This is a genomic window from Kitasatospora sp. NPDC059160, from assembly GCF_042755465.1.
Lineage (GTDB): Bacteria > Actinomycetota > Actinomycetes > Streptomycetales > Streptomycetaceae > Kitasatospora.
This window is the reverse complement of the sequence record NZ_JBHZCN010000011.1, coordinates 1-20,559: the sequence shown is the minus strand read 5'-3', so window position 1 is coordinate 20,559 and position 20,559 is coordinate 1. Positions and strand designations below refer to the sequence as shown.

General features: G+C 71.3%; 22 protein-coding genes and 3 pseudogenes. 10 read left to right on the top strand and 15 right to left on the bottom strand.

Annotated features, from left to right (window positions below):
- Positions 1 to 271 precede the first annotated feature (271 nt).
- The 7 genes and pseudogenes from ACFXOZ_RS06770 (at position 272) to ACFXOZ_RS06740 (ending at position 5,743) form a co-directional block, all read left to right on the top strand.
- On the top strand, positions 272 to 1,027 hold the full coding sequence (locus tag ACFXOZ_RS06770) for an ABC transporter ATP-binding protein (protein ID WP_380588015.1): 756 nt from the start codon (positions 272 to 274) through the stop codon (positions 1,025 to 1,027).
- Positions 1,024 to 2,364, top strand: a complete 1,341-nt coding sequence (locus ACFXOZ_RS06765; RefSeq protein WP_380528837.1) for an FtsX-like permease family protein — start codon at positions 1,024 to 1,026, stop codon at positions 2,362 to 2,364. Before ACFXOZ_RS06770 ends, ACFXOZ_RS06765 begins: the two co-directional genes overlap by 4 nt.
- 256 nt (positions 2,365 to 2,620) lie before the next feature.
- Positions 2,621 to 4,111 carry a D-alanyl-D-alanine carboxypeptidase/D-alanyl-D-alanine-endopeptidase gene (gene dacB, locus ACFXOZ_RS06760; RefSeq protein ID WP_380588012.1) on the top strand — a complete coding sequence of 497 codons (1,491 nt, stop codon included), beginning with the start codon at positions 2,621 to 2,623 and terminating at the stop codon, positions 4,109 to 4,111.
- Between the two features lie 59 nt (positions 4,112 to 4,170).
- Positions 4,171 to 4,695 (top strand): annotated as a pseudogene (locus ACFXOZ_RS06755) (SMI1/KNR4 family protein); the annotation flags it as partial.
- Positions 4,669 to 4,932, top strand: coding sequence for a histone-like nucleoid-structuring protein Lsr2 (locus ACFXOZ_RS06750; protein WP_380528873.1), 264 nt, complete (start codon positions 4,669 to 4,671; stop codon positions 4,930 to 4,932). The pseudogene ACFXOZ_RS06755 and the gene ACFXOZ_RS06750, both read left to right, overlap by 27 nt.
- 154 nt (positions 4,933 to 5,086) lie before the next feature.
- A pseudogene (locus tag ACFXOZ_RS06745) lies at positions 5,087 to 5,224 on the top strand (AAA family ATPase); the annotation flags it as partial.
- A 63-nt stretch (positions 5,225 to 5,287) separates the two neighbouring features.
- Entirely contained in the window at positions 5,288 to 5,743 is a 456-nt protein-coding gene (locus ACFXOZ_RS06740) for a hypothetical protein (protein WP_380528834.1), read from the top strand.
- 300 nt (positions 5,744 to 6,043) lie between these two features.
- Here ACFXOZ_RS06740 and ACFXOZ_RS06735 read toward each other — a convergent pair whose 3' ends face one another.
- From ACFXOZ_RS06735 to ACFXOZ_RS06680, 12 genes and pseudogenes are all read right to left on the bottom strand, one after another.
- Entirely contained in the window at positions 6,044 to 6,223 is a 180-nt protein-coding gene (locus tag ACFXOZ_RS06735) for a hypothetical protein (RefSeq protein WP_380528832.1), read from the bottom strand.
- 319 nt (positions 6,224 to 6,542) lie between these two features.
- On the bottom strand, positions 6,543 to 7,148 hold the full coding sequence (locus ACFXOZ_RS06730; protein ID WP_380588009.1) for a hypothetical protein: 606 nt from the start codon (positions 7,146 to 7,148) through the stop codon (positions 6,543 to 6,545).
- Positions 7,149 to 7,792: 644 nt separating this feature from the next.
- A complete protein-coding gene (gene eis / locus ACFXOZ_RS06725) occupies positions 7,793 to 8,965 on the bottom strand; it encodes an enhanced intracellular survival protein Eis (protein ID WP_380588006.1) in 1,173 nt (390 codons plus the stop codon).
- 11 nt (positions 8,966 to 8,976) lie between these two features.
- Positions 8,977 to 9,510 (bottom strand): MaoC family dehydratase, encoded by a 534-nt coding sequence (locus ACFXOZ_RS06720; RefSeq protein WP_380588003.1) that lies wholly within the window; start codon positions 9,508 to 9,510, stop codon positions 8,977 to 8,979.
- Positions 9,507 to 10,367 (bottom strand): HpcH/HpaI aldolase/citrate lyase family protein, encoded by an 861-nt coding sequence (locus tag ACFXOZ_RS06715; RefSeq protein ID WP_380588000.1) that lies wholly within the window; start codon positions 10,365 to 10,367, stop codon positions 9,507 to 9,509. Before ACFXOZ_RS06715 ends, ACFXOZ_RS06720 begins: the two co-directional genes overlap by 4 nt.
- Positions 10,368 to 10,375: 8 nt before the next feature.
- Positions 10,376 to 10,579, bottom strand: a complete 204-nt coding sequence (locus tag ACFXOZ_RS06710; RefSeq protein ID WP_380588196.1) for an acyl carrier protein — start codon at positions 10,577 to 10,579, stop codon at positions 10,376 to 10,378.
- Between the two features lie 63 nt (positions 10,580 to 10,642).
- Positions 10,643 to 11,632: pseudogene (gene dmpG, locus ACFXOZ_RS06705) on the bottom strand (4-hydroxy-2-oxovalerate aldolase); the annotation flags it as partial.
- Between the two features lie 8 nt (positions 11,633 to 11,640).
- A complete protein-coding gene (locus ACFXOZ_RS06700) occupies positions 11,641 to 12,525 on the bottom strand; it encodes an acetylating acetaldehyde dehydrogenase (protein WP_380587997.1) in 885 nt (294 codons plus the stop codon).
- Positions 12,526 to 12,568: 43 nt separating this feature from the next.
- Positions 12,569 to 13,372 carry a 2-keto-4-pentenoate hydratase gene (locus ACFXOZ_RS06695; protein ID WP_380587995.1) on the bottom strand — a complete coding sequence of 268 codons (804 nt, stop codon included), beginning with the start codon at positions 13,370 to 13,372 and terminating at the stop codon, positions 12,569 to 12,571.
- Positions 13,365 to 14,132 carry an NUDIX hydrolase gene (locus tag ACFXOZ_RS06690; RefSeq protein WP_380528820.1) on the bottom strand — a complete coding sequence of 256 codons (768 nt, stop codon included), beginning with the start codon at positions 14,130 to 14,132 and terminating at the stop codon, positions 13,365 to 13,367. Before ACFXOZ_RS06690 ends, ACFXOZ_RS06695 begins: the two co-directional genes overlap by 8 nt.
- A complete protein-coding gene (locus tag ACFXOZ_RS06685; RefSeq protein WP_380587992.1) occupies positions 14,129 to 14,629 on the bottom strand; it encodes a hypothetical protein in 501 nt (166 codons plus the stop codon). The genes ACFXOZ_RS06690 and ACFXOZ_RS06685 overlap by 4 nt, the downstream gene beginning before the upstream one ends.
- Before the next feature lie 42 nt (positions 14,630 to 14,671).
- The gene (locus ACFXOZ_RS06680; protein WP_380528816.1) at positions 14,672 to 15,217 is read right to left on the bottom strand and encodes an ATP-binding protein; all 546 of its coding nucleotides are present in this window, start codon (positions 15,215 to 15,217) and stop codon (positions 14,672 to 14,674) included.
- 183 nt (positions 15,218 to 15,400) lie between these two features.
- On the opposite strand from ACFXOZ_RS06680, the gene ACFXOZ_RS06675 reads away from it, so the two are divergent.
- The 3 genes from ACFXOZ_RS06675 (at position 15,401) to ACFXOZ_RS06665 (ending at position 17,765) form a co-directional block, all read left to right on the top strand.
- Entirely contained in the window at positions 15,401 to 16,777 is a 1,377-nt protein-coding gene (locus ACFXOZ_RS06675; protein ID WP_380587989.1) for a Tat pathway signal protein, read from the top strand.
- Between the two features lie 42 nt (positions 16,778 to 16,819).
- Complete coding sequence (locus ACFXOZ_RS06670; protein WP_380587986.1) at positions 16,820 to 17,308, top strand: SAM-dependent methyltransferase; 489 nt, start codon at positions 16,820 to 16,822, stop codon at positions 17,306 to 17,308.
- A 190-nt stretch (positions 17,309 to 17,498) separates the two neighbouring features.
- A complete protein-coding gene (locus ACFXOZ_RS06665; protein WP_380587983.1) occupies positions 17,499 to 17,765 on the top strand; it encodes a hypothetical protein in 267 nt (88 codons plus the stop codon).
- 192 nt (positions 17,766 to 17,957) lie between these two features.
- Here ACFXOZ_RS06665 and ACFXOZ_RS06660 read toward each other — a convergent pair whose 3' ends face one another.
- The 3 genes from ACFXOZ_RS06660 to ACFXOZ_RS06650 form a co-directional block, all read right to left on the bottom strand.
- Positions 17,958 to 18,398, bottom strand: a complete 441-nt coding sequence (locus tag ACFXOZ_RS06660) for a hypothetical protein (RefSeq protein ID WP_380525719.1) — start codon at positions 18,396 to 18,398, stop codon at positions 17,958 to 17,960.
- A gap of 175 nt (positions 18,399 to 18,573) precedes the next feature.
- A complete protein-coding gene (locus tag ACFXOZ_RS06655; protein ID WP_380587980.1) occupies positions 18,574 to 19,494 on the bottom strand; it encodes a helix-turn-helix transcriptional regulator in 921 nt (306 codons plus the stop codon).
- 9 nt (positions 19,495 to 19,503) lie between these two features.
- The gene (locus tag ACFXOZ_RS06650) at positions 19,504 to 20,328 is read right to left on the bottom strand and encodes an SDR family oxidoreductase (protein WP_380587977.1); all 825 of its coding nucleotides are present in this window, start codon (positions 20,326 to 20,328) and stop codon (positions 19,504 to 19,506) included.
- Positions 20,329 to 20,559: the final 231 nt, after the last annotated feature.

Genomic DNA, 20,559 nt, shown 5'->3' with positions numbered 1-20,559 from the left:
GGTCCAGTTCGGCCACCACCGGAACCGAGACCGGCGCAGCGAGAACGGAAATCAGGAGAATCGGAAAGGCGGCCGCTGCGACGAATTCGGTCAGCAGTCTCCGGGCAACACGAATCTGCGCCATGATCAATATTTTCGCACAGTTCGGATCGGTCGGGCGGTAGATCCAGGTCTACTTCCGACAGCAGTGCAGGCTCCCGTGCGCTCCACTGCCCGGCCCTGCTTTCCTTGATTCATGCCATTTTCCACTACCACTGCCACTACCACTCCCGTGCCGTGCATTCGTCTGCACGGCCTTCGGACGGAATTCCCCATTCCCGGCCGCCGGGGCGAGACGACGCGCGTCCTGCACGACATCGACCTGGAGATTCCCGAAGGCCGGCTGACCGCCGTCGTCGGCCCCTCCGGTTCGGGCAAGTCGACGCTCCTGCTCTGCACGGCCGGGCTGGAGCCGGCGACCGCGGGGTCCGTCGAGATCCTCGGGACGGACGTCCGCTCGCTCAGCCCCCGCAAGCAGGCCGCGTTCCGCAGCGAGAACATCGGCTTCGTCTTCCAGGAGTACAACCTCGTCAGCTCGCTGACGGTCGAGGACAACATCGCCCTGCCGGCGCGGCTCGCCGGCCGCCGGGTGCCCAGGGCTCGGGTCGAGGACGCCATGGCGCGGCTCGGCATCGCCAAGCACGCGCGGCGACGCCCCGACCGCCTCTCCGGCGGCGAGCGCCAGCGCGTCGCGGTGGCCCGGGTGCTGGCGAACCGGCCGCGGATCGTCTTCGCCGACGAGCCGACGGGTGCGCTCGACCTCAAGTCGGGTCATGTGGTGCTCGACTGGCTGCAGGCGCTCCCCGCGCAGGGGAGCACCGTCCTCATGGTCACCCACGACCCCCATGCGGCCGCACGGGCCGACCAGGTCGTGGTGATGGGGTCCGGGCGGGTCCACGCCGTCATCCCCGGTGGCGACTCCCGCGCGGTGGGCGACGCCGTCCTCGCCGCGCAGTCGGCGGACGAGGCGGGCGGGGAGCAGTCGTGATCCGGCTCGTGCTGTCGGACATCCGCCGGCAGGCGTCGATGTGGTGGTGGACGCTCCTGTGCGCCACGGTCGGCGCGGCGTGCTCGGCGGGCTCGGCCATCGCGATGTTCACCGCCGTCTCGGCGGCGCGGGCGGCGGGTGACGCACGGATGGTCTCCGCGTCGATCGCCCTCGGCGGCAACATCGTCTTCTTCACCGTGCTCGCCGCCGTGGGCATCGTCGCCTCCGCGGTCGGTCTGACGCTGACGACCCAGCGGCGCGAGCACGCCCTGTGGGTGATCCTCGGGATTCCGCGCCACCGGGTCAGGTTCGTCCTGCGGACGGAGACGGTGGTGCTGGGCGCGGTGGCCGGCGCGCTGGCCGCACCGCTCGCCCTGCTGGTCGCGGGTGTCACCCTCGCGCAGTGGAAGGGGACGGGACTCGAACTGCACGGGGCCTCGGTCGGGTTCCGGTTCTGGTACGTCGGCGTGAGCGTGCTCTGCGGACTGGTTCCGTGCCTGCTCGGCGGCTGGGGCGTCACCCGGCGGGCCGCCAGGACGCCGGAGATGCACGCCTTCCGGGACGTCTCCGATCCCCCGGCACGGCCCGGCGTGGCCCGCGGCGGCCTCGCCCTGTGCCTGCTCGCCGGCGTGGTCGGGATGTGGATCCCCGGCCTGGGCCTCGACCTCAAGGGCGGGCTCGCCCAGCGGACGGCCTTCGCGTTCGCCGGGAACCTCTTCCTCGTCTGCCTGCTGCTGCTGATGGGGCCGTGGGTGCTCACCCCGCTGATGAAGCTCTGGACGGCGCTGGTGCCCTCGCGCGGCGTCGCCTGGCACCTTGCCGTGCAGTCGTGCCGGGCCCGCGCGGCGAGGAGCGTCACCACGGTGCTGCCCTTCGCGCTCTCCCTGTCGTTCGTCGGCCTCTTCCTGGTGATGGGGGAGGTCATGCCCGGAGGCAGCGCCGGGCTGGACGACATCCTGGTCGTGCTGGGCTGGGTCTTCGTCGTGTCCTGGGTCGGGGGCCTCGCCGTGATCGCCCTCGTCGGGCGGGAGCGCGCCCGTGACTCCGCCGTCGTGACGGTGGCCGGTGCGCGGCCGGGCGTGGTCACCCGGTCGATGGTCTACGAGGGGGCGATCTACGCGGGGACGGCGATCGTCTTCGGCGCGCTGTTCGTCGCCGTGTCGAGCCTCACCATCGCCTTGGGCGCCCGGACCGACGTCGTCCGCGTCCTGGCGGGCCTCCCCTGGGCCACGCTCGGGGCACTCGCCGCCGGGACGCTGGTCACCACCTGCCTCGCGCTGGTCCTCCAGGCGGCCCGGGCGTCGCGCACGGTCGCGGTCCGGGCCCTGCGCTCGTGAACCGACGTACGGGAACAGCCGCAACGGCAGCATCGCCCTCGGCCAGGGCCGGAAGCGCTCGATCGAGCGCGAAAGTCGAACAGGAAAGAACGAATAACGAATGTCGAGCAACTCCCCCGCCGGAACCAGGACACCTCGGGCACGGCGGCGTACCGCCCTGGCGCTGGCCGCCTCGATGACGGCCGCCGTGGCGATGACGGCGTGCTCCCCCGACACCACGGACAACCCAGCCGCTCCGGCACCGGGTGCCACACGGGTGAGCGCCGATCTGCAGAGGCTCATGAGTACCGCGCCGTGGTCGTCGGGCCGGTGGGGCCTGCAGGTCGCCGATCTGCAAACGGGGAAGGTCGTCCAATCCAAGGGCGCCGACTCCCAGTTCATGACCGGTTCGACGGCCAAGACCTTCGCGGTCAGCGCTGCGCTCGACGTCCTGGGTGACGACCACCGCTTCCGTACACCCGTGGTGCACTCGGGTACGGTCTCCGCGGACGGTCGGCTCTCCGGCGACCTCATCCTGGTCGGGAGCGGCGATCTGGCACTCGGCGGGCGGACCACCCCGTCAGGCGGACTGGACGTCCCCGACTTCGACCACTACGACGCCAACGCCGTCCCCGGCATGGCGACCGTCACCGGAGAGGATCCGCTGGCGGGTGTCGACGAACTGGCCCGACAGGTCGCGGCCAGTGGAGTCCGCCACGTCGACGGCGACGTGGTGATCGACAACCGGCTCTGGGACCCGGTGTCGATCGGCGGGCTGCCGGTCACCCCGACCGTCGTCAACGACAACCTGATCGACGTGCTCATCACGCCGGGCGCACCCGGCGAGCCGGCCAAGGCCGACTGGCGCCCGAAGACGGCCGCCTTCGACGTCGACGCGCAGGTGACGACCACACCCGCCGGAACCAAGCCGACGGTGACGACCGAAAGCGTGAGCCCCGGTCACATCCGGGTCCGAGGCTCCGTCCCCGCGGACGCGAAGGCCCCCTTCGTGACGACCTACCAGGTCCCCGACCCGGCGGCGTTCGCCCGCACCGTCCTCATCGAGGCACTCGCCAGAAACGGCGTCAGCGTATCCGCCCCCGCGCTGGGAGCTAACCCCGACGGCAGGCTTCCTCCGCCGGCGGGAGTGAACTCGCTGCCCGTATCGGCGACCTATACCTCTCCGCCCTTCAAGGAGTACGCGAAGCTGATCAACAAGGTCAGCCACAATCTCGGGGCGAACCTCCTGCCGCCGCTGATGGCGGCACACAACGGGCAACGAACCTACGCGGACGGCATGCGGATCGAGAAGGAGTTCCTCACCCGCTCAGGTGTGGATCCGCATGCGGTGAGCCTCGTCGATGCCCAGGGCCTCCCCGACGACAAGGCGACACCGACCGCCCAGGTGGCGCTGCTGCGGCAGCTGGCACGACAGGACGACTTCGACGTCTTCTACGACTCCATGCCGAGCATGGGCGTCGACGGTTCGCTCGCCGACGTCATCGAGCACACCGATCCCGCCGCAGGACACATCCGCGCGAAGACCGGCACCCTGGTCAGCTCCTACCAGGGCAAGCTGGCCCTCGGCACGAAGGCGCTCGCCGGCTACATCGACGCGAAGGACGGCCACCGCTACGCCTTCGCGATCTACGTGAACAACATCCCCGTGCCCAGCGACTCCGTGAGCGTCGCCATCGACCTCGCACTCAGGGCCAACAAGCACCTGGGAGCGATGGCCGCCGCCATCTACCAGTCGCCCAAGGCGTGAAGGCCATCCCGACCCCCGGGCCGGGCGTCCTTGTCAGTGGCCACCCCTACGGTTCTCCCATGCGTGTTCAGCAGCCGTCGCACACGAAGGGCACTCCGATGGGCCAGGCAGAGGACGTCCGGGAGGCGTGGGCCCGGGTGGCCACATGGATCGAGCGGAACGACCCCGAGGTCTTCGCCACCCTCGGCGGTCCGGGGAACCAGGAGGCCATCGACCGGGCCGAACTCCACATGGGCCTGGAACTGCCGTCGCAGGTACGGCAGTGGCTCCTGGCGCACGACGTGGATGCCGACGAGCGCACCGATCGCCGGGAGACCCTGGTGCAGCGGGGGTGCGACGTGCCCCTGCCCGGCGGGTACCACCTCCTGCTCGGCCTGGAGGACATCCAGCGGGTCTACCTCCGGCAGCTGGCCTTGGAGAGGACGGACCCGCCGGAGGACCCCGACTACCCGCTCTGGCGCCAGGAGTGGCTGCCGATCGCCGCCGAGAGCGACGGCTTCTACGGGACGTTCCTGGACACGACCAACGGAACGATCGGAACGTGGGCCGAGGCGTCCATGCCGGAGGAAGGGGTGTACGCCTCGCTGTCCGCCTACTTCCACCAGGCGGCGGATCTACTGGAAGGCGTCAGCACCGGAGACTGGAGCGGCCCCGGCGCACCCGCCCGCCCCCTCAAGCACGACGAACCCCGCCCCGAGGACGAGGCGATACGCCGATGGGCCCACGCCCACGGCCTCATCGTGAACGACCGCGGACGGATCCCCGCATCCACCCGCGAGGCCTACGAGGCCTCAGGGGGTTCCGCAGGGACACCGCACTGACCGTCGGTCCTGCGAGACCGCCACCTCAAGGACGGCGGTGTCCGCCATGCCGTACTCGCCATCGCCCCCGCACCAGCCAACGCGGACACCGGCCGTGAAAGACGTTCCCTGTTCGAACACGAGACGGACGAACTAACACCCGTCCAGCAGAAATTCGCAGCTGTCGTTTGGAGTCTGGACCAAGACCTCCACCGACCCTCGGCTCTGCGCGGCGATCGTCGATCAGCCGACCCTCAACGGCACAACCATCGAGACCGGCACCGAGTCATACCGCCTCGCGCAGACCGGGGCAACGCAGCAGTCAGGGCAGCGAAAATCTCCCGGCCATCAACGCATTCCGTGGCAGGCTGGGGGCATGGCGCCCCTGGACGATCAAGAACTGAGCACCGCGATTCAGGATGCGGACTCGCCGGCCTGGTCCGTCCGCGGGGCGGCTGGGCGGCAGCTCGCGGGTTCGGACAGGACCGAGGAAGCGGCGGACGTCATCCACCGCCTTCTCCTGGACGCCCAGGACACTTGGGTCATCCAGGAAACGGCCGAGGCATTGCTCGAACGCAAAGACACCATCGGCCTGCGCCACGTCCTGCTGGCCTACAGCCAGGCGGGCAACTACGACTCGGTGGACCATCTCGGTGCTGCCCTGGACTGCAACCCCGAATGGATGACGACCGAAGGCGCGGACCGGCTGATCAAGCAGTACCGAGAGCTGGCAACGGACCCCGACGCCGGGGTCCGCAGCGAAGCCCAACAGATCCTGGCGAAGCTGCGGCCCCGCGAGGAATGGGCGCGCGACTCAGAGGCCGACTCCTGACCCTCCATCAATTAGGTTCGGCTGGAGCCGTGCGAAGCCCGATGCCCGCGCTTGCGCTTACACATCAGGCGGCCCTGCTCCATCACCGCATCCCGATGTCATACGGGGACGCGGACCCGCCGTGGTCGTCGTCGCGCCCCACGTCACACACGCACCTGGCATGAACTGCGCCAGGCTCCCGGCGCCGACCGGACTGCCGGTATCAACACGGAAGCCGCTCTCCGATGCGCCCCCTGCCCGGTACCACGTCACATCGAAGTTGTCCGGGGGAGGCCGGGGTGCGCCAGGCCTCCCCCGCCCTTATGCGGCGGGCCAGTTGTGGTGCGCCAGGCCGCCGAGGTTGAGCTTGCTGCTGGGGGCGTGCCACCGGCCGTAGCCGTAGGGGTCGCCGCGCTGGGACAGCAGGATCTTTCCGTCGGGGGTGCGGGCGATCACGTGGACGTCGACCACCGGCGGCGGGGTGGTTGTGCTGCTACTCATGCTCTCTCACTTCCCTGTGGGGTTTTGGTGTCCGGCGTGGTCGTGCTGGGTGAGGTCATGGCACTCCTGCCGTAGGGGTACGGGTGTCGTGGAGTCGGGGCTGCGCGTCGAGGGCGTCGTACGAGCTGGCTGGGTGACGCGGAAGTACCGGTGCCCCCAGTGTCCGTGCTCGGTCTGCGGACGGGGCCAGCTCTCGGCGGATCACCCGAGCGGGTGACGGTGGAGGGGTCGGACGCCCTTCCGGGCGCGCTGTCGGCAGTCGCGCGGAACCAGCAGGGCCGGTCCCCTGCCAATGGGGCGGGGCGGCGGGATCAGGGGATCAGGGGATCAGGGGGATCAGGGGGATCAGCAGAGCGAGTACCTGTTGCCGGAGGTCTTCGACGTCCCGTCGGCTGGGTGCCTCGATGGTGAGGCGCAGGACGGGGTAGACGTTGGAGGGGCGGAGGTTGAACCAAGTGGCGGGACCGTAGGTGACGGTCGGTCCGTCGAGGTGGTCTCCCTGGTGGGCAAAGTGGCCTTTCACGGTTTCGAGCGTGGCTTGGGGGTCGGGCACGGTCAGGTTGATCTCGCCGGAGGTCACGTACCTGGTGAACGGGCTCAGCAGGCGGGAGGCGGGCAGGGGTTGGTGTCCGAGGGCTGCGATGGTGTGGAGGGCGGCGAGGGGGCCGGAGTCGGCGTGCCAGAAGTCGCCGAAGTAGTAATGTCCGCTGCTCTCCCCGCCGAGGGCGGCTCCGGTGGCGAGCATGGCGTGCTTGAGGTGGGAGTGGCCGACGCGGGATCGGATGAGTCGGCCGCCGTGTTCGTGGATCATCTCGCGGGTGCCGGCGGAGGTGAGGACGTCGTGGGCGATGGTGGCGCCGGGATGGTGGGTGAGGTAGCGGGTGGCGAGGAGGGCGCAGGGCGTCCAGGGTGAGCCACTGCTCACGGGGTCGGGCCGCGTGCTCGGTGAGCCAGGCCTTCGCTCCGGGGGTGGTACGGGCGGCGGCGATCTGGGCGCGGAAACGGGCGAAGGGATTGTAGGAGGGCAGGGTGAAGTCGGTGGGTGTCGGAAGACGGTGGAGATCGCGCAGGATCCTGGCAGCCTGCGCCGGGTTGGCGGGACCGCCGGCGCCGAGGTCTGACCAGAATGTGACGGGGCGTCCGGCAGCCGTAACGGGTGCGGGTCGGCGCGGTAGGGGGACGGGGATGTGGTTGCCGTACAGCCAGTAAGCGCCACGGATCTCGTTGAGTGCGCTGGTCTCGGTTCCGGGCTGGTGGATCCGGGCGACGATGCCGCCCGGCAGGCGCCAGATGCCGTTGTCCAGTGCGCGAATCAGCAGGGCACCGGTGGCGTCGATGCCGGTCTGAGCGCAAGCGTCCATCAGGGCCCGCTGTGTCGCCTCGCCGCTGAACGTGACGGTGGTGGCCATCAGGTGCTTCTCCTGATCGGGTGGTCGTCGGATGCATGGCCTGGGACCCACGCTGTGTCACAGGCGATCGGCGGCCGGACGCGGGACGCGGACGATCCGGCGTTGACCGCGGAGGATTTCCGCGCCCGGCGCGGTCGGGAGGAGCTCGACTCTGCGGGTGTCAGAAGTGCTCGGGAAGCCATGGTTCCTGGCCGCTGGTGGCCCGCACGAGCGTGGTCAGCGCCTTCTCGCAGCGGGTGCGGACGCCGGACAGGCGGGCCGCGGCGGGGCTGCGGTAGCCGCCTGCGTACCAGACGGCGAACTGGCCTCGGGTGAACGCCACGGCGCCGTCAGTGCGTACCGGTGTGAGGTCGGCCGACCCCGCGCAGATCCGCAGCAGGTAGCGGTGGCTGGAGCCGGGCCGCTCGTCGCCGATCTCCACCGGGATCTCCAGGTCGAGGTCGGCCGGCCACCCGCGCAGCCGCAGGGCGGCCTGGACGTCGAGGATGCGCAGCATCCAGGGGTGCCAGGCGTCGGCGACCACCCGGTGGCGGTGGAGGTTGTGCAGCAGCAGCGGGTAGGGCGGCAGCGCGCCGCGCCGGAACTGCACGGTCTGGGCGCGGCTGTTGTGCCGGCCCAGGAAGGCCAGCATCGCGGCCGCGCAGTCCGGGTCGGAGGACCAGAAGTCGTGGACCACCAGCTCCATGCCGTGCCGGTCGCCGCGCTTGGTCGTGAGCGAGACCCAGCCTGCCACCGGTTCGCCGGGGCGGGTGAAGCGGTAGGTGGTCAGCGCGTTCTTCGCGGTCGTCCACGTCGACCACCAGTCGGGGCGCTGGACGGGGCCGTTCCACTGCCGGGCGAGTTCCTGCTGGAGGTCGAGGGCGTCCTTGGTGAGGCCGTGCTCGATGTCGAGGTCCCCGGTGGGGAAGGAGCGCTTGAGGTCGTCGGGGCTGACCGCCCAGCCGAACACCGGGACGGGAGCCTCCCAACCCATGCGGCGCGCGTAGCCGTTGGAGATCGTGGAGATGGTGGAGATCACCGCGCCGCGCTCGCGCAGGGGCCGCAGCCGCTCGTGGACCATGCGGGCCGCGAGGCGGGCGCCGCGTTCCTCCGGGGCCACGCTCCCGACGGCCAGGCACGCGGTGGGCACCGCGGTGCCGCCGAAGAACTGGGAGGTGAGGATGCCCAGGCCTCCGGCGACGACCCGGCCGGCGCGCACGGCGACACGGACGTCGGCGTGGCCGCGCAGGTGGGTGATGTCGCCGACCGGGTGACCGAAGGAGCGGGCGGCCAGCTCGTCGTACTCCTGGGTGAGGCCGTCGTCGGCCTGCACGAAGGCGATGTCGTCCTCCATCGCGGCGCCTCCTAGTAGTTGGCCGGGCCGCGGACGGCGTCCGGGTCGGTGGGCACGAGGAAGGTCCGGGTGAAGCCGACGACCCGCTTGCCGTCCTGGTTGAGGCCGGCGGTGCGGCAGGTCACGATGCCCTCGCCGGGGCGGCTCCTGGACGCGCGGCGGCCGATCACCTCGGTCTCGGCGTAGAGGGTGTCGCCGACGAAGACGGGGTTCTCGAAGCGCACGTCGTCCAGGCCGAGGTTGGCCGGGGTCAGGCCGCTGACCGCCCGCACCGTCATCCCGGCCACGTAGGTGAGCGTGACGCCACTGCACACCAGGATCCGGCCCCACGGGGTCTTGGCGGCGTAGTGGGCGTCCAGGTGGATCGGCGCGGTGTTCCCGGACAGCGTGGTGATCAGCGTGTTGTCGGTGTCGGTGATCGTACGACCGGGCCGGTGCTCGATGAGCAGCCCTTCGGTGAGGTCGTGGTAGCCGGGACCGACGACCTCGCGGATCCGGTGGGCGTCGATCTCGCGGTAGCCGGGCGGCAGGGAAGCGGTGCTCACCGGGCGGGCTCCTCTCGGGTGCCGGCCGCCTCCAGGACGGAGCGGGCCATGGTGAAGAACGGGCGCCCGACCATCTGGCCGCCGACGGAGGTGATGTTGCTGCCGCTGTCCTGGGCGGCGGCGACGACCGCGCGGGCGTGGGCGATCTCCTCTTCCGAGGGCGTGAACAGCTCGGTGATGACCGGGAGCTGCCCGGTGTGGATGGCGCCCTTGCCGTGGAAGCCGAGCGCCTTGGCGCGTTCGGCTTCCACCCGCAGGCCGTCCGGGTCGTCCATCTGGAAGTAGGGCGAGTCGATCGCGGCCAGGCCGGCGGAGGCCGCGCTGTTGGCGACGACGGAGCGGGCGTGGAGCATCGGCTCCCAGCCCATCCCGCAGCCGAGGGCGGCGGCGTAGTCCGCAGTCCCGAACACCAGCCCGGAGATCCTGGGCGCCCTCACGATCGAGGGGAGCTTCTCGATGGCGCGGGGCGTCTCGATCAGCGCGAACAGGAAGGGCCGGTAGTCGGCGGTGCCCAGGGCGCCGGCCACCAGCTCGATGTCCCGCGCGGACTCGACCTTCGGCACGAGCACGACGGCGGGCTTGGCGCGCCAGCCGGACATGGCGGCCAGGTCCTTGATCCCGTCGAGGAGCACGGGGGCGTTGATCCGCACCCCGAGCAGGCACGGGCTCGTGGCCTGGTTGTCGAAGAACCGCTCGGCGATCATCCTGGCGTGCTGCTTCTTGGCGGGGGCGACGAAGTCCTCGAGGTCGACCAGGGCGACGTGGGCGCCGCTGGTCTTCGCGGTGTCGTACCGGTTGACGGCCGGCGCCGGGACGCTGATCCAGGCCCGGGTGGACCGCAGGAGCAGAGTGCTCATGGCCGCGGTCACCGGCCCTGGCGCTTGGACGCGACCAGCTGCACGAGGCCGACGAGCGTGCGGGCGTCGGTGATCTCGTCCTCGGTGACCTTGGTGCCCAGGTTCTCCGAGAGCATCACGGCCAGCTCGATGACGGACAGGGAGTCCAGGCCGATCGCCGCAAGGGTGGCGTCGGCGGCCAGCGCGTCGGGGTCGACCCGCAGCTCGCACACCAGGAGGTCTTCGAGGTCGGGGTCGATCACGGGGGCGGCGGGGTTCTCGTTCACGGTCTGCTCCTTCACGCGGCGGGCGGCTTGGGGGATGAGGTCTTCCTGACCGGCGATCACGTGGCGCCGGCCGAGTTCGTCGAACAGGTCGCCGGGGTCGACGCCCTCGGCGGCCGCGACCTTGAGGACGCGGTTCTTGAATCCGGAGAACACTCCGGCGCGGCCGCTCATCACGGCGACCGAGTCGGTGTAGGGCGGGGCGCTCATCAACCGGTGCTCGGCGACGTCGGCCGCGGCCAGGACCTTCTTCACGTCGATGCCGGTGGGGTGGCCCAGGCGTTCGAGGACGGCGACGAGGACTTCCAGCTGGGTGTTGCCGGCCCCGGCACCGAAACCCCGCGCGCAGGCGTCGATGATTCGGGCGCCGGCCTTCACGGCGGCGACCGAATTGGCGACGGCCATGCCGAGGTTGTTGTGCCCGTGGAAGATCACCGGCACGTCGACGGCCTCGGTGATCGCGGTGATCCGCGCCGCGACGTCCTCGGGCAGGAAGTACCCGGCGGAGTCGAAGATCCCCACCGCAGTCGCGCCGAAGCTGGCCATCAGGGCGCACTGCTCGGCGAGCCGGCCGGGGCTGGCCATGTGGCTCATCATCAGGACGCCCTGGCCTTCGCCTCCGTGTTCGGCGACGAAGCCGAGGTGGCGTTCGGTGACGTCGGCCTCGGTGCAGTGCGCGGCGATCCGGAACACCTGCGCGCCATGCCGCAACGCGCCGCGCAGGTCGTCGCTGGTGCCCCAGCCGGGGCCCATGAACACGCCCATCCGGGCGCGGGTCAGGGCCTCACGGACGGCGGCCAGCATCTGGGAGTCGGTGAGTTTGGCGCGGCCGATCTGGAGCGAGGAGGCGCCGAGACCGTTGCCGTGGCCGACCTCGACCACGGGCACGCCGGCCCGGTCGGCGGCCGCCGCGTAGTCGCGCAGCTGGTCGGCGTCGAGCTGGTGCCCGACGGCGTGGTGGCCGTCGCGCAGGGTCGGGTCGTGGACCAGCACGGCGGGCATGGACGTGGTCATGCTCGGGTTCCTTCCGTGAGCAGGGAGGTGGCGCGCAGGTCGGCCAGATGGATTGCCGCGGCGTTGATGATGTCGAGGTTCCCGGCGTGCTCGGGCAGGCGGCCGCCGCTCGCGGACACCTCGACGGTGACGCCGATGCTCTCGCGGGTCGCCTCGAAGTCGGTCACCCGGTAGCCGGGCGCGAACCGGCGTACCTGGGCGGCGGCGGCCTCGACGAGGTCGCGCACCACGTGCGGGTCGACGTCCGGGGCCAGGACCGTCATGTGGACGCGGAACGGCGGCGGCGGCAGGGCGGGGGTGACGTTGACCATCACCTTCGCCTCCGGTGTCCCGGTGAAGGCGCGCACGGCGTCCTGCGTGGTCGCGATGTACTCGTCCAGGTTCAGGCGGGTCGCGCGCCCCGCGCTGCGGCTGGCGCCGGTGCACACCACCTCCACGAAGGCGGGCGTCCGGTGCCGGGCGAGGGCGTGCAGGACGGGGACGGCCGCCTGGCCACCGCAGCTGATCAGGCTGATGTGCCGGTCGGTCAGTGCCTGGGCACCGTTGACGGTGGGCACCGCCGGGGTGCCGCTGTTGTGCGGGGTGAGGTCGATGCACACGGCCCCGGTGGGCTCCAGCAGCCGCCAGTACTCGGCGTGGGAGTCGGCGTTGGACGCGTCGAAGACCAGGTCGAAGGTCTTCCCGGAGTCCAGCAGGGCCGCCGCGCCGCCGTCCGTGGTGGCAAGGCCCATCTCGGCGGCCCGCGCCAGCCCGATGCTCGGGCTGCGGCCGACGACGAGGCCGCAGTCCAGGTACGGAGACCGGTGGATCTTGTGCAGCAGGTCGACGCCGATGAGACCGGCCCCGAGGACGGCGACGTTCAGCACGGGGTGCTCGGACATGCTTCTCCCCAGAGGAGAACGAGGGTGGACGGGATCGCGGGCGTCACAACGCCCGGAAGCAGACCGGGGCAAGGCCGGCGCAGGAGGCGCTGACCGTCGTCGCGGCGGTGAGGGGGATGCTGGCGTGCACCGAGCCGGGCAGGACCACGTCCCCGGCGCGCAGGGCGCCTCCGAGGGTGGCCAGGCGCCGGGCGAGCCACAGCAGGGGGCGGAGCGGGTCCCCGAGGACGTCGCGGCCGTGGCCGGCCGCGGCGTGCTCGCCGTCGACGCGGACCTCGACGAGAGCGGCGCCGAGGTCCGGCAGGTCTTCGGCGGGCGACGCGGGCCCGAGAACGAAGCGGGCGGCGGAGGCGTTGTCGGCGACGCTGTCCTCGAGGCCGATCCGCCAGTCGCCGTAGCGGGTGTCGATGACCTCCAGGGCCAGGAACACCTCGGACACCGCGGCCTGGGCGGCGCCGAGGCCGATGTCGTCCCCGGTGAGGTCGGTGCCGAGCCGGAAGGCGATCTCCGCTTCGACGCGGGGGGCGATCAGCCGCGTGGTGGAGAGTCCGCCCCCACAGGCGACTTCCATGTCGGCGAGCAGGACGCCGGAGTCGGGCTCGCTGACGCCCATCTGCTGCTGCATGGCGACCGAGGTCAGGCCGATCTTGTGCCCGACCGGCCTGCCACCGGCGGCGGTCCGCAGGGCCGTGCCGTGCTGCTGGATGCGGTACGCCGTTTCCAGCGTCAGGCCAGGGAGCTGCCGGGCCATCGGGAAGGTCGGAAAAACGGAGAGCTCGGCGGCACGCAGTTCACGCGCCGCCGCCTCCTCCGTGGTGGTCGCGCTGGCCGGGCCGGGCTCACTCATCGGTCCTCCCGGACCGCTGGACGGCGTAGTGCTCCAGCAGGGGCGCCAGGTAGTCGACGTGCTCCCCGTCAAGCCGGGCCAGGTCGCCGGGACAGGCCAGCAGGGCGAGCTGGTCCAGCTCGGCGGCGCGGCCCTGCGCGACCTCGGCGTCTACCAGGGTGGCGTACCCGCCGAGGAGACCCTGCTCGGGCAGCGGCGGCGCGAGGTAGTGCACGCCGACGTTGCCGTGCTCCCCGACGGTGACCGCCAGTCGCACGAGCCCGTCCGGAGCCGTGTCGAAACCGACTTCCTCGGCGAGCTCCTTCGCGGCCTGGCGCCGCAGCTCGCCCTCGTCCAGGACCCGGTCCTGGAGCGGGGGTTCGACGTTGCCGCCCGGCAGCTGCCAGCGCCCCGGTGCGGCGGTCGAGGCGGACATCCGCCCGACGACGATCCGGCCGTCCTGAACGGGCTGGGCCACGGTCACGAACACCGACGAGACGAGCGGGGCGCCGGGCACCCGCCGCAACGCGAAGCGCCGGTAGGTGGTCCGCGCCCAGGACAGCCGCACCGCGGGACCGTCCGCTTCCAGGGCCGTGCACACCACGGCCGGACCGTCGAACAGCGAGGGCTGTGCGCTCACCGCCTTCTCCCAGACGCGGTCCACGGCCGCCTGGTGTTCGGCGGCCAGCGCGGGGACGGGGGCCTCTACGAGCAGGAGGGCGGCGGCGTCGAGGACCCGGACGGGCCGGACGCCGGCGGGGATGGTGGAGTAGGTGTTCAACTCGGTTTGTCCCTTCGGGTGTTCTGGGGCATCAAGGCCATGCTCCTGTCCAACATCGTTGCGGATCGGAAGGTGGTGGTGCCGGCCTCCTGAGGTGGTGACCGGCGGCCGGCACGGGTTTCGGTGAGCCGCGCGCTCGCGGCGACGTCGCGCAGTGGGTGCCCGGGGCTGCGCCAGAAGGTGACCGCGCGTCCGAGGGCGATCCGGACCTGGTCGTAGTACGGGGCCACGGCGGCGACCCGGTGCTCGTGGAGCAGCCGGGCGCCGCGCAGCAGGGCCCCTGCCTCGTCCGCGTCGGCATCCACGAGGGCGAGCGCGTTCGAGGCGGGCAACCACCAGGTGTGGTGCGGGTGTTCGCCGACCAGCTCGGCCTGGGCGGGGTTGTCGCCGGTGTCGGCGCAGACCTGGGTCAGGGCCGCGTAGGCGGACGCGACCTCGTACCTGCGGCCCTCACTGGTGATCCTGGTCAGCGTTCTGGTGCGCGGTCCGACGCTCACGGCGCAGTCCTCCGGTACGAAGTCGATGGGCGGATGGGGTGGTTACGCCGCCGGTATCCGGTCGAGCTCCGACTGCCGACCGGGCCGCACACCAGCAGCGGACCGGTGCCGCCCAACCCGCACGGCGGCGCCGGTGCACCCCACCACGACCTGCGACTCGACCTGCCTACCCGCGACCGATGCGGGGACGGGCCGCGCCGCATCGGGCAGGTCGAGTTCGGCCCACACCACCTTGCCGTCCGGCCCCTCATCGACGCCGAACCGGTCGACCACCCCGGCCACCAGCAGCAGACCCCTGCCGCTGGTGGCACCCTCCCCCGCCTTCCGGGGCTCGGGCCTACCGGGCCCGGGGTCGGCGACGGACATCCGCAGCACCCCGGTCGGGGAGAGGCGCAGAGCGGCAGTCAGCTCCACGTCCGACCGGCCCCCGTCGCAGCCGTGCACCACGGCGTTGGCCGCGATCTCGGACATCACCAGCCGGGCGTCCTCCACCCGCTGATCGGTCAGACACAGGCCGAACATCGGCAGCTGCTTCGTGACCCAACGGCGAACGGCGCCGATCTGCGCCAGTTCCGCGGGGAACCTCATCGTGACGGTGTGTGGTCTCGGCTCCATGAGGGGCGCCTCACTCACTCGGGTCGGGTGCCAGGGCATGTCGTACGGCCTGAAACGGCCTTGCTGATACAGGAAACCGTTCATGGTCGCTAGGAGTAAGGTGTTGGCGACCGTCCGCTGTTTAACGTGTTTAGCGGCACCGCCAGGGAGACCCCGATGGGGCGTACTCGTCAGCCCAACGAACGGTTGGGCCAGCTCATCCGTGAATCCGGTCGACCCAACGAAGCCCTCGCCCGGGCCCTGTGCGCGGTCGCGGCCGCCCACGACGACCCCGCGCGGCCGAGTCGATCATCCGTCACCCAGTGGGTCCGCTACGGCTGGACCCCGTCCGGCAACCTCCCGCAGTACCTCGCGGAAGTCCTCACCAGGTGGCTGAACCGGGACGTCACCCTGGCCGCGATGGGACTCGGCGAGGAGGAACCGGATCTTCGGGACTGGGACTTGGATACGCTGAAAGCCCTGGCGGCTCTTGGACGGATCGACGTTGACGTGGAACGCAGACAGCTCCTCCGCACCCTCCCGTACTCGCTCGCGGCATTGACCGTCCCACCCAGCAGCTGGTGGGAGCACATGGCCCGCACCGGCAGCCGCGACACCAGCCGGCACCGCGCCGGCCAGGCCGATGTGGAGGCCGTGCGGGAGATGACCGGGCTGTTCTCCCAGCTCGACCAGCGCCGCGGCGGCGGACACGGCCGCACGGCGGTCGCCCAGTACCTCCTCACCGACGTCCACGACTTCCTCCGCGGCACCTTCGCCTCCGACCAGGTGCGACGCGACATGTTCTCCGCGGCCTCCGAACTCGCCTACCTGGCCGGATGGACGGCCTTCGACAACGGCGAGCACCCCACCGCCCAGCACTACTACACCGTCGCCGTGAAGCTGGCGGCCGAGGCCGACGATCCCGCCATGGCCGCCCACGTCCTGCGCGCCATGGCCCACCAGGCGGTCGACCTCGGAAAGCCGGGCCACGCCGTCAGGGTCTCGGAAGCCTCCATGTCCGGCGCCCGGTACGCACTGGCGAGCCCACGCGAGCGCTCCCTCCTCGGCGTCGTCCACGCCCGCGCACTCGCCGCCGCCGGACGCGCCCCCGAGGCGAACGCCGCGCTGCTCCAGGCCGAGCGTGACCTGTCCGCGGCCTCCCCCGGTGACGACGAACCGGCCCGGGTCTTCTTCTTCGGCGAGGCATCCCTGGCCCATGAAACGGCGTCGGCCCTGCGGGACATCGGCGACCTGAACGGCGCGGCCCGGGAGTTCGAGCGCAGCGTCGCGACCCGCAAGGCCTCCGCGTTCACCCGCACCCACGCCGTCACCCTCGGCCACCTCGGACTCGTGAAGGCCCAGCAGCACTCCGTCGAAGAAGCCTGCGCGATCTGGGCGCGATCGCTGGACGCGATGCAGAGCGTGCGCTCCGCCCGCACCCGCGACGTCGCCCTGCAGATCCGCGGAGCGCTGTCCGCCTACCGTGGCCGCAAGGTCCCGGTCATCAACGCCGTCGACCGGCGCGCCGCCGACTACCTGGCGGCCACCGCCTGACCCGCTGACCTGGCGCGGTCCGTTCACAGGAGGGGAAACACAGTGACCGAAGTCTTCACCGTGGAGGCACTCGGGTACGTGGTGGGGGGTCGCACCGAGCCCACCGACGACTACTGGGGAGGCACCCGCGCCGTCATCCGGCTCGACGGCGACCGCTTCCCACCGGAGGCCACGAAGGGGCTGGAGGCATTCTCCCACCTCGATGTGATCTTCCGCTTCCACCTCACCGACCCGACCGACCTGAACTTCGGCGCCCGCCGCCCACGCGACAACCCGCAGTGGCCCGAGGTCGGCGTCTTCGGCCACCGGAACATGCGGCGCGTCAACTGGCTCGGCTCCTCCCGCTGCCGGCTCCTCAAGGTCGACGGCCTGGACCTGCACGTGGAGGACCTGGACGCCGTCGACGGCACTCCGATCCTCGAGGTCAAGCCCTGGTTCGAGGAGTTCGGCCCCCGCGGCGACACCCACCAGCCCGCCTGGACCACCGAGATGCTCCACGAGTACTTCGCCCCGGGCCCCACCACACCCTGATCCGGGCCTCAGTCACCCCGGGCCCCGGCGGGCCGCTGGGCTCGAAGAACCAGCGGCCCGCTGCCCTCCCCGAAGACGGGCGGAGCCCTCGCCACCGGCGAGGCATACGCGCGGCCCGCCCATCATCAGAAGGGAACCAACCCCCGACGATCAGGCTGACACGACGGCCAAGGCCCGACACACTGCCGTCATGCGTATCGACGAACCGGCAAGGCTGATCACCAGCAGGGCCCTGATCTACGCAGGAATCCTCGCGGCCTCGCCCGTGTTGCTGATCGCCGGAGCACCGATCCGCCGCCGGTACCTCCGCTACGTCTACCGGGACGGCGCACCCCTGATCGTCGACAAAGAGAACGGACGGGTCAGCTTCCACTACTACGTGGTGCTGAATCGACTTTTGTACTGGCTCTGCTGGCCGACGGAATCCCTCTCCGGTCTCGCCCGACGAGCTCGTTGAACGACAAACTGAGCAAGCCGGGACGACCGCCGGTGGCCAGGTCGCCGGAGAGGGAAACAAGGAGTCCACACCGCAGGCGCCAAGGCACGATCGGCGAGTTCGCCCGTCCGCCGACGACTCCGGAACGCCGGCCGCGGACTCCGACCGCACTGCTGGACTGCCTTGATCAGCGCGGCGTCCCCGGCCCGCCGCTCAGGCCTCCGGGGTGAAACCTCCACGCACACGGAGTGGCAGGCCGGGGATCTCCAGGTCCCCGTCGACCTGACCGACCAACCAGCTGGGGACGTCCTGGTCGAACTCCTCCCAGGCAGCCCACTGGCGGAACCAGACGCCGATCCCCCAGGAGCCGTCCGCACGGGGGATCAGGAAGCAGGCGTCGCCTTCCTGGGTGTTGGCCCACAGCACCATCCCGCGCTCACGGGGGTAGAGGTCGTACGGAATCCTGTCCGGCACCAGCGCCTGGTACAGCGGTCCCATCGCGTTCATCAGATCGAGCATGGTGTACTCGGGCGCTTGCGGGTGCAACACCGACAGGAAGTTCCCGACCACGCCGGGACCGTAGGCGGCGACGAACCGCTTGTACTCCGACGGCAGTTCCCCGGCCACCTCCTCGATGGCCGTCCACGCCTCCACGTCCGAGTAACCCCGGGCGGGACCGAAGCATCGTTCGACATCCTCAGCGGTTACCACGAAGGCCCTCCCCGTTCTCTCGTCCTGCCCGGCCCGCACAGTATGGAGCACCTGATCGAGCCGGCCGACCGACGGTCCTGCCGACGAGCGGATCCAGCGAGCGGATCCAACCAGCGAGTTAGTGGTCGTTGTGACATTGATCGGTCTGTCCGTTGCGCGCTTCGAGCTCGGCCGCCGTCGCCTGTCGGGTGGCCGCCCACGACGCCAGGAGCGTCAGGTTGTCGGCGGTCGGTGTGCCCGCGGGTGCGGTGTAGACGTTGAGGTGCAGGCCGGGTTCGGCGGGCAGTTCCAGGGTCTCGACGTCCAGGTCGAGCCGGCCCACGATCGGATGGCGCACTCGCTTGCGGCCGGACCGGTGCAGCCGCACGTCCTGGGATGCCCACCGCTGCCGGAACAGCTCGCTGGACGTCGACAGTTCGCCGACGAGGGCGATCAGCTCCTCGTCGTGCGGATTGCGGCCGGCTTCCATGCGCAGCTTCGCGGCCACGGCACCGGCGATCTGGTCGTAGTCGACGAAGAGCTCTCTGGCCGCCTCGGGGTTCAGGTAGACGAACCGCGCCGTGTTCGCGGGCCGTCGTGGGTCGGCCAGCACCGGTGAGTAGAGCGCGCGGGCGAGTTGGTTCATGGCGAGCACGTCGTAGCGGCCGTTGCCGATCCAGGCCGGCGCACCGGAGATCGCGTCGAGCACCTGTTGCAGCGTCGAGCGCACCGTCACGGCAGGCCTGCGTCGGCGTGGGCCGCCGGGCACCGCGGATCGGCGCGCGAGGTGGAACAGGTGGTCGCGCTCGGCCTCGTCGAGTTGCAGGGCGGAGGCCAACGCGTCGAGCACACCGTCGGAGGCGCCGGCGAGGCTGCCGCGCTCCATTCGCGCGTAGTAGTCGACCGACACCCCCGCGAGTAGCGCCACCTCCTCGCGGCGCAGTCCTTTGACCCGACGGTTGCCGCCGTAGGCGGGCAGGCCCGCCTGCGCGGGTGCGATGCGGGCGCGGCGCGAGCTGAGGAACTCCCGGATCTCGGTGCGTGGATCCATCGTGGCCATCCCGTCACCCTAAGCCCGTACCGCGGCCGGAGGGGTGCCCGTTGCGGTCGTCGCGATGCCGCCGTCCACCGGGATGACGGTGCCCGTGAGGTAGGCCCCGGCCCGGCTGGCGAGGAACACGGCGACACCCGCCATGTCGTCGTCGCGGCCGAGCCGGCGCAGCGGGGCCGCCGCCGCGATCGTGCCGCCGACGGCATCGATCGTGGACGCCGTCATCCGTGACGGGAACACTCCCGGCGCCACCGCGTTCACCGTGATGTGCTGTGGGCCCAGCTCTCGGGCGAGCACGCGGGTGAGTTGGTGGAGTGCCGCTTTGCTGGCTGCGTACGAGTAGGTGGGCGCCTCGGCGACGTGAAGGGCGGCGATGCTGCCGATGTTGATGATCCGCGCGGGGTCATCGGCGGTGCCCGCCCTGCGGAGTGCCGGGAGCAGCGCCTGCACCAGCCGGAACGGCGCCTTGAGGTTGAGGTCGATCACCGCGTCCCAGGCCTCGTCCGGGAACGTCTCCAGCGGCTCGCGCCACATCGCCCCCGCGTTGTTGACGAGGATGTCCAGGCGTTCCGAGTCGGCCTGGACGAGGTCGGCGAGGCGTCGGCACTCGTCGTGCCTGGACAGGTCGGCGGGGATCGCTCGGACGTCGCCGAAGGCGGACAGGAGGCGCTGTGCCTCCGCGCACGCGTCCGCGTCGCGTGAGCTGATGACGACGCGGGCGCCCGCCTGGAGCAGGCCGCGCGCTGTCATCAGCCCGATTCCCCGGGTGCCGCCGGTGACGAGGGCGTACTTCCCCCGCAGATCGAAAAGTTCTGCGTGGGTGGTGAACTGGTCGTCCGCCATGGATCTCCGTCCCTTCTGCCGTGGAAGAACGCGCCGACACGGTCGCGCATGCGGGGCAGCCCAAGTTCACCGATGGGGGTGGGGCTGCGGCATGTGTCCAGGCTGACAGGCGTTCCGGACCTCGGGGAGACCCTGGTGTTCCAGGTACTGCGAGAGCACCCCTCGCCTGCTGCACGCAGACGTGCGGCCCGGCCGGAGTGACCGACCGCCGCCCCCGCCCCACGGGGTGGC